The organism is Micromonospora sp. DT227, assembly GCF_049841835.1.
In the GTDB taxonomy this organism is placed as follows: Bacteria; Actinomycetota; Actinomycetes; order Mycobacteriales; family Micromonosporaceae; genus Micromonospora.
Map to the genome: position 1 here is coordinate 222,245 of NZ_JBNCLA010000008.1, position 12,964 is coordinate 235,208.

Consider the following 12,964-nt stretch of genomic DNA (forward strand, 5'->3'; position numbering starts at 1 on the left):
GTCAGAGCAGGAAGCCGGCCGGGAACGGGTCGTCCGGATCGAGGAAGTACTGTGCCGTGCCGGTCAGCCAGGCGCGCCCGGTGATGGTCGGCACCACTGCGGCGACGTCGCTGGCGAGCCGTGTCTCCGCCACGAGCCGGCCGATGAAGCGCGTCTCGATGAGGGACTCGTTGACGAAGTCGCTGTGCAACGGCAGTTCGCCACGCGCGTGGAGCTGCGCCATGCGAGCGCTGGTACCGGTGCCGCACGGGCTCCGGTCGAACCAGCCCGGATGGATGACCATCGCGTGGCGCGAGTGCCGGGCGTCCGAGCCGGGAGCGATGAGCTGCACGTGGTGACAGCCGTTGATGTCGGAGTCGGTGACGTGGACCGGGCGGCCCTGTTCGTTGATGGCGTCCATGATTGCCAGCCCGGCGTCCAGCAGTACCTGCTTGTGTCCCCGGTCGAACGGTAGGCCGAGGTCTCCGAGCCGGACCATCGCGTAGAAGTTGCCGCCGTACGCGAGGTCGTAGCGGACCGCCCCGAAGCCGGGCACCTCCACCGTCGCGTCCAACTGGTGCGAGTAGGACGGCACGTTCCGAATCGTGACCGCCGTGGCCGTGCCGTCGGCGACGGCGACCTCCGCGACCACCAGGCCGGCGGGCGTGTCGAGGCGGATCGTCGTGACCGGCTCGGTCACCTCCACCATGCCGGTCTCCACCAGCACGGTGGCGACCCCGATGGTGCCGTGTCCGCACATCGGCAGGCAGCCGGACACCTCGATGTAGAGCACGCCCCAGTCGGCGTCGGGCCGCGTCGATGGCTGCAGGATCGCTCCTGACATGGCGGAGTGCCCGCGCGGCTCGTACATCAGCAAGGTTCGGAGGCTGTCGCTGTTGTCGAGGAACCAGCGGCGGCGCTCCATCATCGTGGCACCGGGCAGCGGTGCGACGCCGCCCGTGATCACCCTGGTCGGCATGCCCTCGGTATGCGATTCGACGGCGTGCAGTAGTCGGCGCGCGCGCATGTCTCAAGCCATCCCGGCTTCGAGGGCTGCCTCGGTCGCGGTGCGGACCCGCTGCTCCTGCTCGTCGGTGAGCGGCTGCCGCGGCGGTCGGCAGACGCCGCCCTTACGGCCGACGATGTCCATGGAGAGTTTGATCGCCTGGACGAACTCGGTCTTCGAGTCCCAGCGCAGTAGGGGGTGCAGCAGGCGGTACATCGGCAGCGCGGTCTCCAGGTCTCCCGCCACGGATGCCTCGTACAGCGCGACGGTCGACCGGGGGAAGGCGTTCGTGTACCCGGCGACCCAACCCTTGGCGCCCGCGAGGCCCACCTCGAGGACGACGTCGTCGGTGCCGATCATCAGGTCCAGTCCGGGCGCGAGCTCCGAGATCTCGTAGGCCCGACGTACGTCGCCGCTGAACTCCTTGACACCCACGATGAGGCCCTCGTTGTGGAGCGTGGCGAGGATCTGCGGCGTCAGGTCGGTCTTGGTGTCGATCGGATTGTTGTACGCGGTCACCGGCAGACCGGCCTTGTTGATTTCGCGGTAGTGCTCCAGGGTGGCCCGCTCGTCCGTGCGGTACGCGCTCGGGGGGAGCGCCATGACGGCTTGCGCGCCGGCCTCGGCCGCCTGCTCGGCCCAGCGCCGCGCCTCCAGGGCGCCGTAAGCGCCCACGCCCGGCATGACGACGAAGCCCTCGGGTGCGGCTTGGACCGCCACCTCGACGGCCTTCGCGCGTTCCTCGTCGGTCAGCACCTGGTACTCGCCCAGGGATCCGTTCGGGGTTACGCCGTGGGCGCCGTTCTCGGCCAGCCACCGCACGTGGTCGGCGTAGCTGTCGAAGTCCACGGATAGGTCGTCGCGGTAGGGCAGGGCGGCCGCGACGAGCACACCGTGCCAGGGGCGGGTACGGGCAGCGGGGGAAGCAGTCATGGTGGAGAGCCTCTCGGTGACGGTCAGTAAAATATTACAGTGCGGTTCGCCATGCTCAAGTCAAGGTTAGATAACGCCGTGACGTGCACATCTAGAGCGTTGGGTGCCCTGCGTTGTAGGGCTGGTGCTACGTCACACAGCAATGTCACCGATCACGGCTAGGCCCGTGGGCATCGTGATCGGTGGGCGTCGTGCTGGGCGCCATCTTCATCAGCGTGCTGCCCGAGCTTCTTCGCGCTACTCGCGTGGTGCGCTGATCGCCGGACCTGAACTGCTGATGCTGGACGAGCCCTCGATGGGGCTTGCACCACTCGTGGTAGCCCAGACCATGGACCTGATCCCGCCGGATGCGGAACATTCGTGCCAGCGACCACCCTACGGCGGGAGAGCCCTTCCGCATGCGCCACCGTCACCGTCTGCGCCGATGGTGAGGGTCGACCGGTCGCCGTGCGGGTCGGGCATTTGCGCTCGGATCACGCTGCTAGCATCGGCGGCAGAACTAGCCCCTGATCAGGTGCTGACCTGCGACTCGGTGGTCGGAACACGGTTTCTGGGCACTGCGATGAAGGGGACAAGGAGTGACGCCGTGATGGACGCCAACGGGCACCTGGCCCCGGACGCGCTCTCCCTGCCGCAGTTCGGGGGCCGGCTGAACCTTCGGCAGGAGATCGCCCGTGTCCTGCGTGGCGCGGTCATCACGGGACAGATGCGACCCGGCGTGCTGTACTCCGCGCCGGCGCTCGCAGAGCAGTTCGGCGTCTCCGCCACGCCGGTGCGCGAAGCGATGCTCGACCTCGCCAACGAGGAACTGGTCACGATCGTTCGAAATAAGGGCTTCCGGGTCAGGGAGCTGAATGACCGGGACCTGGACGAGATCACCTCGCTGCGCGCGCTGATCGAGGTGCCCACCGTGGCCGAGATCGCGCGGGCCATCAACGAGCCGACCCGCACGGCTGTCGAGGAACTGCGTCCCTTGGCGAAGGAGGTGGAGCGGCTCGCCGAAACCGGCGACCTCATCCGCTATGTCGAGGTCGACCGACGTTTCCATCTCTCGCTGCTCGCCCTCGCCGGCAACCGGCATCTCATCGACGTGGTCGGAAACCTACGAGCCCGCAGCCGGCTGTACGGCCTGCAAGGGCTCGCCGAGCGTGGCGAGCTGGCGCGTTCGGCCGCCGAGCACGAGCAGATCGTCGATCTGGTGGTGGCTGGCGATGTGCAAGGGGTGGCGGAGCTGATGCGGCGCCACATCGGCCACGTCCGCGGCTCCTGGGCCGGCTACCAGGAACCGTGATCACCAGCACCATGGGAAGCCCGGTCTACCGAGCGGGTACGGAGCAGCGACTGCAGGTGACAGACCAGACGCCGGAACGTGCAGTCGAAGTCGTTGCTCCGTCTCTTCAGCCCCGCCTCAGGAGCTGCGACCAGTGGGACCGGATGCGCCGGTCGCTGTCAGTTCCGTAGCTGGGCCATCCAGGCCTCGATCTCGTCTGAGCTGCGGGGTAAGCCGGCCGAGAGGTTCTCGTTGCCGGCCTCGGTGACGAGGATGTCGTCCTCGACGCGCACACCAATGCCGCGCCGTTCCTCGGGAACGGTCAGGTCATCGGATTGGAAGTACAGACCCGGCTCGACGGTCAATACCATGCCCGCTTCCAGCGTCCCGTCCGCGTACATCTCGGACCGGGCCTTGGCGCAGTCGTGGACGTCGAGGGCAATCATGTGACCGGTGCCGGCCAGGGTCCAGCGTCGGTGCAGCCCGAGTTCGTAGGCCTCGTCCGCCGACCGGTCGCCGAACAGCCCCCATGAGGCCAGGTGCTCAGCCATGACCCGCTGGGCGGCTTCGTATAAGTCCCGGTATGCGGCGCCGGGCTTGACCGCGGCGATGCCAGCCTCCTGCGCTGCGTACACCGCGTCGTACACCTTGCGTTGAACGGGGCTGAAGCGGCCGTCGACGGGCAGCGTCCGGGTGACATCGGCGGTGTAGAGGTTGCGGGTCTCCACACCGGAATCGAGCAGCAGGAGGTCACCGGGACGCGCCCCGTCGTTGCGAACCCAGTGCAGGGTTGTGGCGTGGGGTCCCGCGGCACACACTGACGCGTAGCCGACGTCGTTGCCCTCGATCCGCGCACGCCAGTCCGCCTGCCCGGGCTTCGCGGTTGGCCGGCCGGCGGGGATCCACGGGGAAAGCGGGCTGATCCCCACCCCCGGTGAGCCGACCCGCCCACACCGGGGCTGAACCAGAGCGGCGCAGCCGACTGACTGCCGACGGCCGTGTCGACGGGCCCTCAAGGTCAAGCAGTTCGTCTCGTCCCCCGACGCACCGCAATGCGACATCACGATCCTCCGATGACACTGGCGGGAGCGGAAGCGTGAAGTGCGATTCCCCTGCCACGGACGGTGTGGAGGTATTGCCAGTCCGACCTCCGCTCACCGAGCTTGCGCCGTAGCCGGTGCACCAGGACGTCGATGGCGCTTGCCGAGGACATCACCCCGTGGCCGACCCTGGTGCGCAACTGCGAGCGGGGCACGACCCGCCCGGGATGTTCGGCGAGGCAGGCGAGCAGGTCGAACTCGGTGCGCGTCAGGGCAAGGGGTTGACCCCCGACAGTCACGCTGCGTCCGGCCACGTCGATGCACAGGTCACCCACCACGGTCGGCCGCGGGGGTGACGCGGCCGGAATACGGCGAAGCAGGGCCGAGAGGCACGCATCCACCACCGAAGCCAGGCAGGGCTTCGGTAGGTAGCTCTCAGCTCCGGCGCGCAACGCCTGCACGATCTCGTCGTCACCGCGGCCGGTCGAATGAACCACCACCGGGCGCCGCGAGCTGATGCACAAGAGCCGCATCAGCAGCAGACCGTCGACCGCCGGGGAGAAAGGATCCACCAGCACGACGTCCGGCCGCTGGTGCGTGTGGCAGGCCAGGTCGGACAGCGCTCGTCCGGTCTCGTGCAGGGCGAGGTCGGTGACGATGTGTCCGTACAGAGCCAGGTCGTCGCTGAGCGAACGCCGGTGAGAGGCATTTTCGTCGATCAGCAGGATATTGGCCATCTTTGCCGCCCGGTGTCGCGTTGGTTAACACCTCGCACGATGACATGAACACCCGGGCCGCTTTCATCGTGCGGCCCCATAGGCTTCAGTGATCGATCTGGTGGCAACCGCGGCGCCGCCTCGGTACCAAAGCCCCTTGTAAGCCGGCAGCCCGGCCAACCTGACCGATGGCTGTGGCGTCGTTGTGGCCCCCCGAGCGTCCTGGCTAGCGTCCGACCACCCAAGCATCCATCGAAACATCTGAGCGTCTTCGGTGGATCGCACGCCCGCTCGACCCCCTGAGGAGAGTGCGTGTCCAGAACACCTGTGCGCCGGACCATGGCCAGGATGTGCAGCGTGACTATCGCGCTGGCACTCGCCTGCGGCATGACGGCGGCACCAGCCACCGCGAGCCCCGCGTCCCCATCGTCCGCGCGACAGTCCGCCAAAGCCGACGCGGCCCCTCCGGCGGCCTCCCACGCAGCCATACGGAGCAACGGCCTCAACGACCATGTGAGCAGGCAGCCGCTTCCGGTGAACAAGCGGGCACCGCAGCCGGCGGCGAAGGACGCCACCCGCGTCGACTACGACCGGCCGGCGACCCCTCAGCGCCGGGCGCGACCGTCGGACAGCTCCCGCCTGGCCGCCGCCACGTGCAACTCCACCGACTTCACCAGCCGCACCGGATCCGCGCTGGTGACCCAGATCAAGGCTTCCACCGTCGACTGCGTCAACAGCCTGTTCAGCCTCACCGGAACTGACGCCTACAACGCCTTCCGCGAGGCGCAGATGGCCAGTGTCGCCTACGCGGTTCGCGACGGCGCCGCCAGCTACCCCGGGAACTCCTCCACGGGCATGACGCAACTCGTCCTCTACCTGCGCGCCGGCTACTACGTGCAGTGGTACGACAGCAGCGTCGGCGCCTACGGGTCGCAGCTGCAGACCGCGATCCGGTCGGGTCTCGACGCCTTCTTCGCCTCGTCGCACGCCTGGGACGTCACTGACGCCAACGGTGAGGTGCTGGCGGAGGCCGTGACTCTCATCGACAGCGCCCAGGAGAACGCGCGCTACCTCTACGTCATCAACCGACTGCTGACCGGCTTCAACTCGTCGTACCTCGCGTCGTGGTACATGCGCAACGCGGTGAACAACGTCTACACCGTGCTCTTCCGCGGCCACCAGGTGCCCGCATTCGTCTCGGCGGTGCAGGCCGACCCGACCGTGCTGAACAACCTGTACAACTTCGCCAATGGGCACCTGGACCTACTGGGCACCGACAACGGCTTCCTGACCTCGAACGCGGGTCGGGAACTCGCCCGGTTCCTGCAGGAGGCCGCGCTGCAGTCCACCGTGCGCCCGAAGGCATCGGCCCTGCTCTCGCGCAGCAGCATCACCGGCCCCACCGCGCCACTCTGGGTGGGCGTCGCGGAGATGACCCAGTACTACGACGTCGCCAACTGCTCCTACTACGGCACGTGCAACCTGTCGCAGCGGTTGACCAACTCTGTGCTGACGATCAACTACACCTGCAGCGCCTCGATCCGCATCCTGGCGCAGGACATGACCGCCGCCGAGCTGAGCCAGTCCTGCGACAGCCTCAAGGGCCAGGACGCCTACTTCCACAGCGTCGTGACGGACAGCGGCCCGGTGACGGGTGACGTCAACTCCGACATCGAGGTCGTCGTCTTCGACTCCACCACCGACTATCAGACCTACGCCGGCGCCATCTACGGCATCGACACCAACAACGGTGGCATGTACCTGGAGGGGAACCCCTCGGATGCCAACAACCAGGCCCGCTTCATCGCCTACGAGGCGGAGTGGGTCCGGCCGACCTTCCAGATCTGGAACCTCAACCACGAGTACACCCACTACCTCGATGGTCGGTTCGACATGTACGGCGACTTCAACGCGAACGTCACCACCCCCACCGTCTGGTGGATCGAAGGCTTCGCCGAATACATCTCGTACTCGTACCGCAACGTCACGTACACCGACGCGCAGACCCAGGCCGGCTACCACACCTACCCGCTGCGCACACTGTTCGACACCACGTACAGCAACGACCAGACCCGTATCTACAACTGGGGCTACCTGGCGGCCCGGTACATGCTCCAGTCGCATCGCTCGGACATGACGACCGTCCTCGGCTACTACCGATCAGGCGCCTACAGCGCCGCGCGCACCTACCTGACCAACACCATCGGTACGCGTTACGACGCGGACTTCTACGCCTGGCTGACCCGCTGCGCGACCGGTGACTGCGGAGGCAGCACCCCGCCCCCCACCAACCAGCCGCCGTCCGCCGCGTTCACCGTGACGAAGAGCGGGCTCACCGCGACCTTCACTGACCAGTCCACCGACAGCGACGGCAGCATCGCCTCCCGGAAGTGGAACTTCGGTGACGGCACCACCTCGACGGCGACGAACCCGAGCAAGACCTACGCCGCGGCCGGCAGCTACACCGTCTCGTTGACGGTCACCGACAACCAGGGGGCGACCGGAACGACCACGCAGACTGTCTCGGTCACTTCCGGCGGCGGAAGCACCCTGCCGGAGTGCACCGCGGCGGACACCCGCGTACTGGACCGCAACTGTCAGCGCAGCGTTCGCGCCGCGACGGCCGGCAACTACGATTACCTGTACATCTACTTGCCGTCGGGCGTGTCGAGCCTGACGATCAACGCGGCCGGTGGCAGCGGCAACTGCGACCTCTACTACAGCTCCTCCAGCTGGGCGACGACCAGCAACTACACCCGATCCTCGACCGGCGCCGGCAACGCCGGGTCCCTGACCATCACCAACCCGCCCGCCGGATACAACTTCATCAGCCTGTACGGCAAGACGTCCTGCTCGGGAGTGACCGTCAGCACCCGCTACTGACGGGTGCCGTATCGACCACGAGCGACGCGCCGCCCGGCTCCTGACGGGCGGCGCGTCCGTGCTCCGCCAGCTCCGAGCTCGCCGCGAGGGGTCGATCGGCGCGGCGGGCGGCATAATCCGTGCTCATGGGCATCGACGTGCGGCACCTGCGGGCGATCAGTGTTGTGGCCGAGGTAGGGAGCGTGACCGGGGCTGCCGCCCGGCTGGGCCTGTCCCAGCCGGCACTGACCGCCCAGCTGCACCGGATCGAAGAGATGGTGGGTGGCCCGCTCTTCGTCCGCAGCCGCACCGGCATGCAACCCACCGAACTCGGCAAGCAGGTGCTCAGCCGGGCACGCGTGGTGCTCGCCGAGGTGGACGCGCTCGTTGACGACTTCGGGGACAAGCGTCGCGCCTCGGACCTGTTCCGACTCGGCACCGTCCACCTCGCCTGCGCGAGCAGTCTGGTCCGACGGGTCACGGAGACGTTCCCCGACGCAGAGATCGGACTGCAGATCGAACCGTCGTCACGACTGCTGGTGGAGGCGGTCACACACGGTCAGTTGGACGCTGCCCTGGTCGGCATCCTGGAAGGCTTCGACCTGCCGATTGGCCCGACCGTTGCCAGTCGCACGCTGGTACCGCGGCACCCCATCTTCGTCGCGCTGGCAGCGACGCACCGCCACGCGCAGCGCGACACGGTCCGGTTGGCCGACCTCAGCGACGAGTCGTGGGTCTGCCCGCCCGGTCCCGACGATGGCTCGCTGGCCTCCCTGCGCCGCGCGTGCCGGGCCGCCGGCTTCGAACCGAGGATCCGCTACGAGGCACCCAGTGGCGCAGCCCACCCTCTCGTGGCAGCCGGCGACGGTGTCCGGCTGGTCGACCCGACCTGGGCGCCGGGGCCCGGGACGCGGGTGCTACCGCTGGACGGCGAGCCGCAGGTGGCCAGGCTGGCCGTTATCTGGCGGCGTGACGCGTTCACCAACGAGCAGAGCAGGCACCTGTTCCGGGCGTTCGCCCGCGCCTTTTTGGACCATGTCGACGACAATCCCGGATACGCCCGCTGGTGGCGGGAAAATCCGCACGTCCATCCCCTGGCCGAAGATTGACCGTTCTTTTCCAGCGGCTGTTGACGCGGTCTCCGCCGATCGCCTACTGTCTGTCCGGAATACCGATAACTGAATAGACACCGTTCGAACCTGCGCGGGAGAGACCCGACCATGTGTCGGGCGCCGAAGGAGCAAACTCCCAAGAAACTCTCAGGCCCCATTACCGCGCGGGCTAGGTGGACTCTGGAAAGCAGACGACCTTCGTCTCACCCACGGTGCAAACCGCTGATCAGCGGTGAAGCTCTCAGGTCAATGACAGAGCGGGAGGCAACCGACCGTACGACGCCACGAGCGTCGCGACGAGGAGCGCCTCCATGCATCAGGGTCCGACGACTCTGCTTCACTCACCCCTGCACGCCGTGCACCTGGAGTTCGGGGCCCGGTTCACCGGCTTCGCCGGCTGGTCCATGCCGCTGCGCTACACCAGACAGACCGCCGAGCACCGGGCCGTACGCGAACGCGCCGGCATCTTCGACCTCAGCCACATGGGACAGCTCGAGGTGGTCGGGCCAGAGGCCCCGACGGCGCTGGATTACGCGCTGGTCGGGCACCTGTCCACGGTGCCGCTTGGCGGCGCCCGCTACACCATGCTCTGCGACGACATCGGCGGCGTATTGGACGACCTCGTCGCCTACCGGCTCGCCGCCGACCGGTACCTGCTGATCACCAACGCCGCCAACACCGCAGCCGCGCTGCTCGCGCTCAAGTCCCGCTGCGACAGGTACGAGGCCACCGTCACCGACCACAGCGCCGAACGCGCGATCATCGCCGTGCAGGGCCCCCGTGCCGCCGACAGCCTCGAAGCCCTGATCGGAGCGGAGCCGACCCGGCTCGCCTACCACAGCGCCACCCCCGTCGAGGTCGTCGGCCGCCCGGCGATCATCGCCCGTACCGGATACACCGGCGAGGACGGATTCGAGCTGTTCGCCGGCGCGAGCGACGCGGTCGAACTCTGGCGGGCACTGCTCGCCGTCGGTGCCGGACATGGCATGGTGCCGGCCGGACTCGCCTGTCGCGACACCCTCCGCCTGGAGGCCGGGATGCCGCTGTACGGCTGCGCATTCCACCCCGGCGTCACCCCGTTCGACATCGGCCTGGGCCGGCTGGTGTCCTTCGACAAGACGGGCGACTCAACGAGGAGGTGCTCGCCGACCCGGGTTTGATCGGCGCCGACCCCTATGGCAAGGGCTGGCTGCTGCGGGTGCAGATAAGCGAACTGCCGTCCTTGATGTCGGCCGACGAGTATCGCGTCTTCGCCGACGACGCGCGATAGAGGAACCCCCATGCTGGACTCGGCGGTCTTCCCCGGGCAGCAGGGCGGTCCGCTCGAGCACACGGTCGCCGCCAAGGCGGTGGCATTCCGGATCGCCGCGGGGCGGGAGTTCCGCGAACGGCAACAGAGCGCCCTGATCGGGGCGAGGGTGCTCGCCGACCGGCTCAACGCCGCCGACGTGCACGGCGCCGCGCCCGCCGATGGTCACCTCAGGGCTGCGGATCGGAACCTCTGGGCTTTCGACAGTGCGCCACCCGCGACGCGTCATCGCCGGTCGGACCCACACCCGTATTCAGGAAAGGACGCACCGTGCCGAACAAGCTGCTGCTCAGAGCGACAGGAAGTGACCGCCTACGCCGGATCGTGGAGCATTCCCCGCTCACGCGACCAGTGGTGCGGCGGTTCGTCGCCGGTGAGGAGGAAGACGAGGCCGTCAGCGTGGCCTCGCGGATCGTCGGGGCGGGAATGCAGGTGACGATCGATCATCTGGGGGAAGGCACGACGACGCCGGAGCAGGCGCTCGGCATCCGCGACAACTACCGCCTGCTGCTTGCGTCGCTGGGCCGGGCGAACCTGGCCGCGTCCGCGGAGGTCTCGGTCAAGCTGTCCGCACTCGGCGGCTCGTTGGCCGACGACGGCCAGCATCAGGCGTACCGGCTCACCCGCGACATCTGCGCCGCGGCCGCGGCGGTGGGCTCGAGCGTGACGATCGACATGGAGGACCACACCACCGTCGACATGACGCTCGCCGTCCTCCGCGAACTGCGCACCGAATTTCCGTGGGTGGGGGTGGCCCTGCAGGCGTGCCTGCGTCGCACGGTTGTCGACTGCGTCAAGCTCGCCCACTCCGGCAGCCGGGTCCGCCTGGTGAAGGGCGCCTACGCCGAGCCGGACTCGATGGCGTTCGGCACCAGACGCCAGGTGGACGCGGCGTTCGACCGGTGCCTGCGCATCCTCATGGAAGGAGCCGGGTACCCCATGATCGCCACCCACGACCCGCGCCTGATCGACAGCGCGCTGCACCTCGCTCGCAACGCCGGCCGGGATGCCGCGGACTTCGAGTACCAGATGTTGTACGGCGTTCGGGCCAACGAACAGGCCCGGCTGGCGGGGGAGGGGCACCGTATGCGGGTCTACCTGCCCTACGGGCGCGACTGGTACGGCTACTTCACCCGCCGGTTGGCCGAGAAGCCCGCGAACATGCTCCTGCTGGCCCGCTCCTTCAAGCCCGGTGCCGCGAACTGACGCAGCCGCCGCCGACCACCGTCCTCACATTAGGGAGCAGGCTGCCGTGATCAGTGTTTTCGACCTTTTCAGTGTCGGTATCGGGCCGTCGAGTTCGCACACCGTCGGGCCGATGCGGGCGGCCCGGACGTTCGTGTCGGGGCTCAAGGCCGACGGTCTGCTCGCCGATACCGCCCGGGTGCAGGGGGAGCTCTTCGGTTCGTTGGGCGCGACCGGGCACGGTCACGGCAGTGACCGGGCGGTGCTGCTCGGGCTGGAGGGCGAGGCCCCGGAGACGGTCGACACGGACCGGGTGGGTTCCCGGGTGGCGGAGATCCGTGCCGGGCGGCGGCTGCGTCTGCTGGGTGTGCAGGAGATCGACTTCGACCCGGACCGGGATCTGGTGCTGCACCGCCGGCGGTCGTTGCCGTACCACCCGAACGGGATGACCTTCGCGGCGTACGACGCGGCGGACGGGCAGCTGCGGGCCCGGACGTACTACTCCGTCGGTGGTGGGTTCGTGGTGGACGAGGCGGCGGCCGGGGCGGACCGGATCGTGCCGGACACCACCCGGGTGCCGTACCCGTTCCTGACCGGCGCGGAACTGCTGGCGGTGACCACCGGCACCGGGCTGTCGATCAGCGAGGTGATGCTCGCCAACGAGCTGTCGTGGCGTACCGAGGGGGAGGTGCGGGCGGGGCTGTTGGAGATCTGGCGGGTGATGCGGGAGTGCGTGGAGAGCGGCTGCCGGCGGGACGGCACCCTGCCGGGCGGGTTGAAGGTGCGTCGTCGGGCGGCGGAGCTGCGGCGTGGCCTGGAGGCGGACGTCTACTCGATGGATCCGTTGCGGGTGATGGACTGGGTGACGCTCTTCGCGTTGGCGGTGAACGAGGAGAACGCGGCGGGTGGTCGGGTGGTGACCGCGCCGACGAACGGGGCGGCCGGGATCATTCCGGCGGTGCTGCACTACTACACCCGGTTCGTGCCGGGCGCGTCCGACGACGGGGTGGTGCGGTTCCTGCTGGCGGCCGGTGCGATCGGCGTGTTGTTCAAGGAGAACGCCTCGATCTCCGGTGCGGAGGTGGGTTGCCAGGGTGAGGTCGGGTCGGCGTGCTCGATGGCGGCGGCCGGGCTGGCCGAGGCGCTGGGCGGCACGCCGGAGCAGGTGGAGAACGCCGCCGAGATCGGCATGGAGCACAACCTGGGGTTGACCTGCGACCCGGTGGGCGGGTTGGTGCAGATCCCGTGCATCGAGCGCAACGCGGTGGCCAGCATCAAGGCGATCACCGCGGCCCGGCTGGCGCTGCGCGGTGACGGCGTGCACCACGTCTCGTTGGACAAGGTCATCAAGACCATGCGGGAGACCGGCGCCGACATGAAGGTCAAGTACAAGGAGACCGCCCGCGGCGGGCTCGCCGTCAACGTCATCGAGTGCTGATGCCCTTGGCGGGGTCGGAGACCAGAATGTTGCCCTCGCCGGCCCTGGTGGGGGCAGCGAGGGCTCCGCCGCGGTCCACCCCGGTCACCGTCAGGCCGGCGCGGACGGCATGGT

The 12,964-nt window shown here is 68.6% G+C and carries 12 protein-coding genes, 1 pseudogene and 2 riboswitches; of the genes and pseudogenes, 9 read left to right on the forward strand and 4 right to left on the reverse strand.

What is annotated here, in order from left to right; genetic code table 11:
* Position 1: 1 nt before the first annotated feature.
* A complete protein-coding gene (locus ACLQ2W_RS25605) occupies positions 2-1,006 on the reverse strand; it encodes a proline racemase family protein (protein ID WP_425789331.1) in 1,005 nt (334 codons plus the stop codon).
* A gap of 3 nt (positions 1,007-1,009) precedes the next feature.
* Positions 1,010-1,918 (reverse strand): dihydrodipicolinate synthase family protein, encoded by a 909-nt coding sequence (locus ACLQ2W_RS25610; RefSeq protein ID WP_425789333.1) that lies wholly within the window; start codon positions 1,916-1,918, stop codon positions 1,010-1,012.
* A 424-nt stretch (positions 1,919-2,342) separates the two neighbouring features.
* Here ACLQ2W_RS25610 and ACLQ2W_RS25615 point away from each other — a divergent pair.
* Positions 2,343-2,480 (forward strand): annotated as a pseudogene (locus ACLQ2W_RS25615) (proline racemase family protein); the annotation flags it as partial.
* A 27-nt stretch (positions 2,481-2,507) separates the two neighbouring features.
* On the forward strand, positions 2,508-3,209 hold the full coding sequence (locus ACLQ2W_RS25620; protein WP_425789519.1) for a GntR family transcriptional regulator: 702 nt from the start codon (positions 2,508-2,510) through the stop codon (positions 3,207-3,209).
* A 158-nt stretch (positions 3,210-3,367) separates the two neighbouring features.
* Here ACLQ2W_RS25620 and ACLQ2W_RS25625 read toward each other — a convergent pair whose 3' ends face one another.
* Together ACLQ2W_RS25625 and ACLQ2W_RS25630 are read right to left on the reverse strand one after the other, a co-directional pair.
* Positions 3,368-4,117 (reverse strand): M24B family metallopeptidase, encoded by a 750-nt coding sequence (locus ACLQ2W_RS25625; RefSeq protein ID WP_425789335.1) that lies wholly within the window; start codon positions 4,115-4,117, stop codon positions 3,368-3,370.
* A 131-nt stretch (positions 4,118-4,248) separates the two neighbouring features.
* Positions 4,249-4,965, reverse strand: a complete 717-nt coding sequence (locus ACLQ2W_RS25630) for a response regulator transcription factor (RefSeq protein WP_425789337.1) — start codon at positions 4,963-4,965, stop codon at positions 4,249-4,251.
* A 513-nt stretch (positions 4,966-5,478) separates the two neighbouring features.
* Between ACLQ2W_RS25630 and ACLQ2W_RS25635 the strand changes: the two genes are divergently transcribed.
* The 7 genes from ACLQ2W_RS25635 (at position 5,479) to ACLQ2W_RS25665 (ending at position 12,850) form a co-directional block, all read left to right on the forward strand.
* Positions 5,479-7,827, forward strand: a complete 2,349-nt coding sequence (locus ACLQ2W_RS25635) for a collagenase (RefSeq protein WP_425789339.1) — start codon at positions 5,479-5,481, stop codon at positions 7,825-7,827.
* A 125-nt stretch (positions 7,828-7,952) separates the two neighbouring features.
* Positions 7,953-8,915 (forward strand): LysR family transcriptional regulator, encoded by a 963-nt coding sequence (locus ACLQ2W_RS25640; RefSeq protein WP_425789341.1) that lies wholly within the window; start codon positions 7,953-7,955, stop codon positions 8,913-8,915.
* Between the two features lie 85 nt (positions 8,916-9,000).
* Positions 9,001-9,091, forward strand: a riboswitch (glycine riboswitch).
* A riboswitch (glycine riboswitch) is annotated at positions 9,092-9,184 on the forward strand.
* Between the two features lie 45 nt (positions 9,185-9,229).
* Positions 9,230-10,078, forward strand: a complete 849-nt coding sequence (locus ACLQ2W_RS25645) for a glycine cleavage system protein T (RefSeq protein WP_425789343.1) — start codon at positions 9,230-9,232, stop codon at positions 10,076-10,078.
* On the forward strand, positions 10,057-10,188 hold the full coding sequence (locus ACLQ2W_RS25650; protein ID WP_425789345.1) for a hypothetical protein: 132 nt from the start codon (positions 10,057-10,059) through the stop codon (positions 10,186-10,188). Before ACLQ2W_RS25645 ends, ACLQ2W_RS25650 begins: the two co-directional genes overlap by 22 nt.
* A gap of 10 nt (positions 10,189-10,198) precedes the next feature.
* The gene (locus ACLQ2W_RS25655) at positions 10,199-10,663 is read left to right on the forward strand and encodes a hypothetical protein (RefSeq protein WP_425789347.1); all 465 of its coding nucleotides are present in this window, start codon (positions 10,199-10,201) and stop codon (positions 10,661-10,663) included.
* Positions 10,549-11,433 carry a proline dehydrogenase family protein gene (locus ACLQ2W_RS25660; RefSeq protein WP_425789521.1) on the forward strand — a complete coding sequence of 295 codons (885 nt, stop codon included), beginning with the start codon at positions 10,549-10,551 and terminating at the stop codon, positions 11,431-11,433. Before ACLQ2W_RS25655 ends, ACLQ2W_RS25660 begins: the two co-directional genes overlap by 115 nt.
* Before the next feature lie 46 nt (positions 11,434-11,479).
* Positions 11,480-12,850, forward strand: coding sequence for an L-serine ammonia-lyase (locus ACLQ2W_RS25665; protein WP_425789349.1), 1,371 nt, complete (start codon positions 11,480-11,482; stop codon positions 12,848-12,850).
* Positions 12,851-12,964: the final 114 nt, after the last annotated feature.

What these genes read in the sequence shown, in the direction of transcription:
- ACLQ2W_RS25605 (WP_425789331.1), bottom strand. Translation starts at nt 1,006, where the DNA reads ATGCGCGCGCGCCGACTACTGCACGCCGTCGAATCGCATACCGAGGGC.
- ACLQ2W_RS25610 (WP_425789333.1), bottom strand. Translation starts at nt 1,918, where the DNA reads ATGACTGCTTCCCCCGCTGCCCGTACCCGCCCCTGGCACGGTGTGCTC.
- ACLQ2W_RS25620 (WP_425789519.1), top strand. Translation starts at nt 2,508, where the DNA reads ATGGACGCCAACGGGCACCTGGCCCCGGACGCGCTCTCCCTGCCGCAG.
- ACLQ2W_RS25630 (WP_425789337.1), bottom strand. Translation starts at nt 4,965, where the DNA reads ATGGCCAATATCCTGCTGATCGACGAAAATGCCTCTCACCGGCGTTCG.
- ACLQ2W_RS25640 (WP_425789341.1), top strand. Translation starts at nt 7,953, where the DNA reads ATGGGCATCGACGTGCGGCACCTGCGGGCGATCAGTGTTGTGGCCGAG.
- ACLQ2W_RS25645 (WP_425789343.1), top strand. Translation starts at nt 9,230, where the DNA reads ATGCATCAGGGTCCGACGACTCTGCTTCACTCACCCCTGCACGCCGTG.
- ACLQ2W_RS25655 (WP_425789347.1), top strand. Translation starts at nt 10,199, where the DNA reads ATGCTGGACTCGGCGGTCTTCCCCGGGCAGCAGGGCGGTCCGCTCGAG.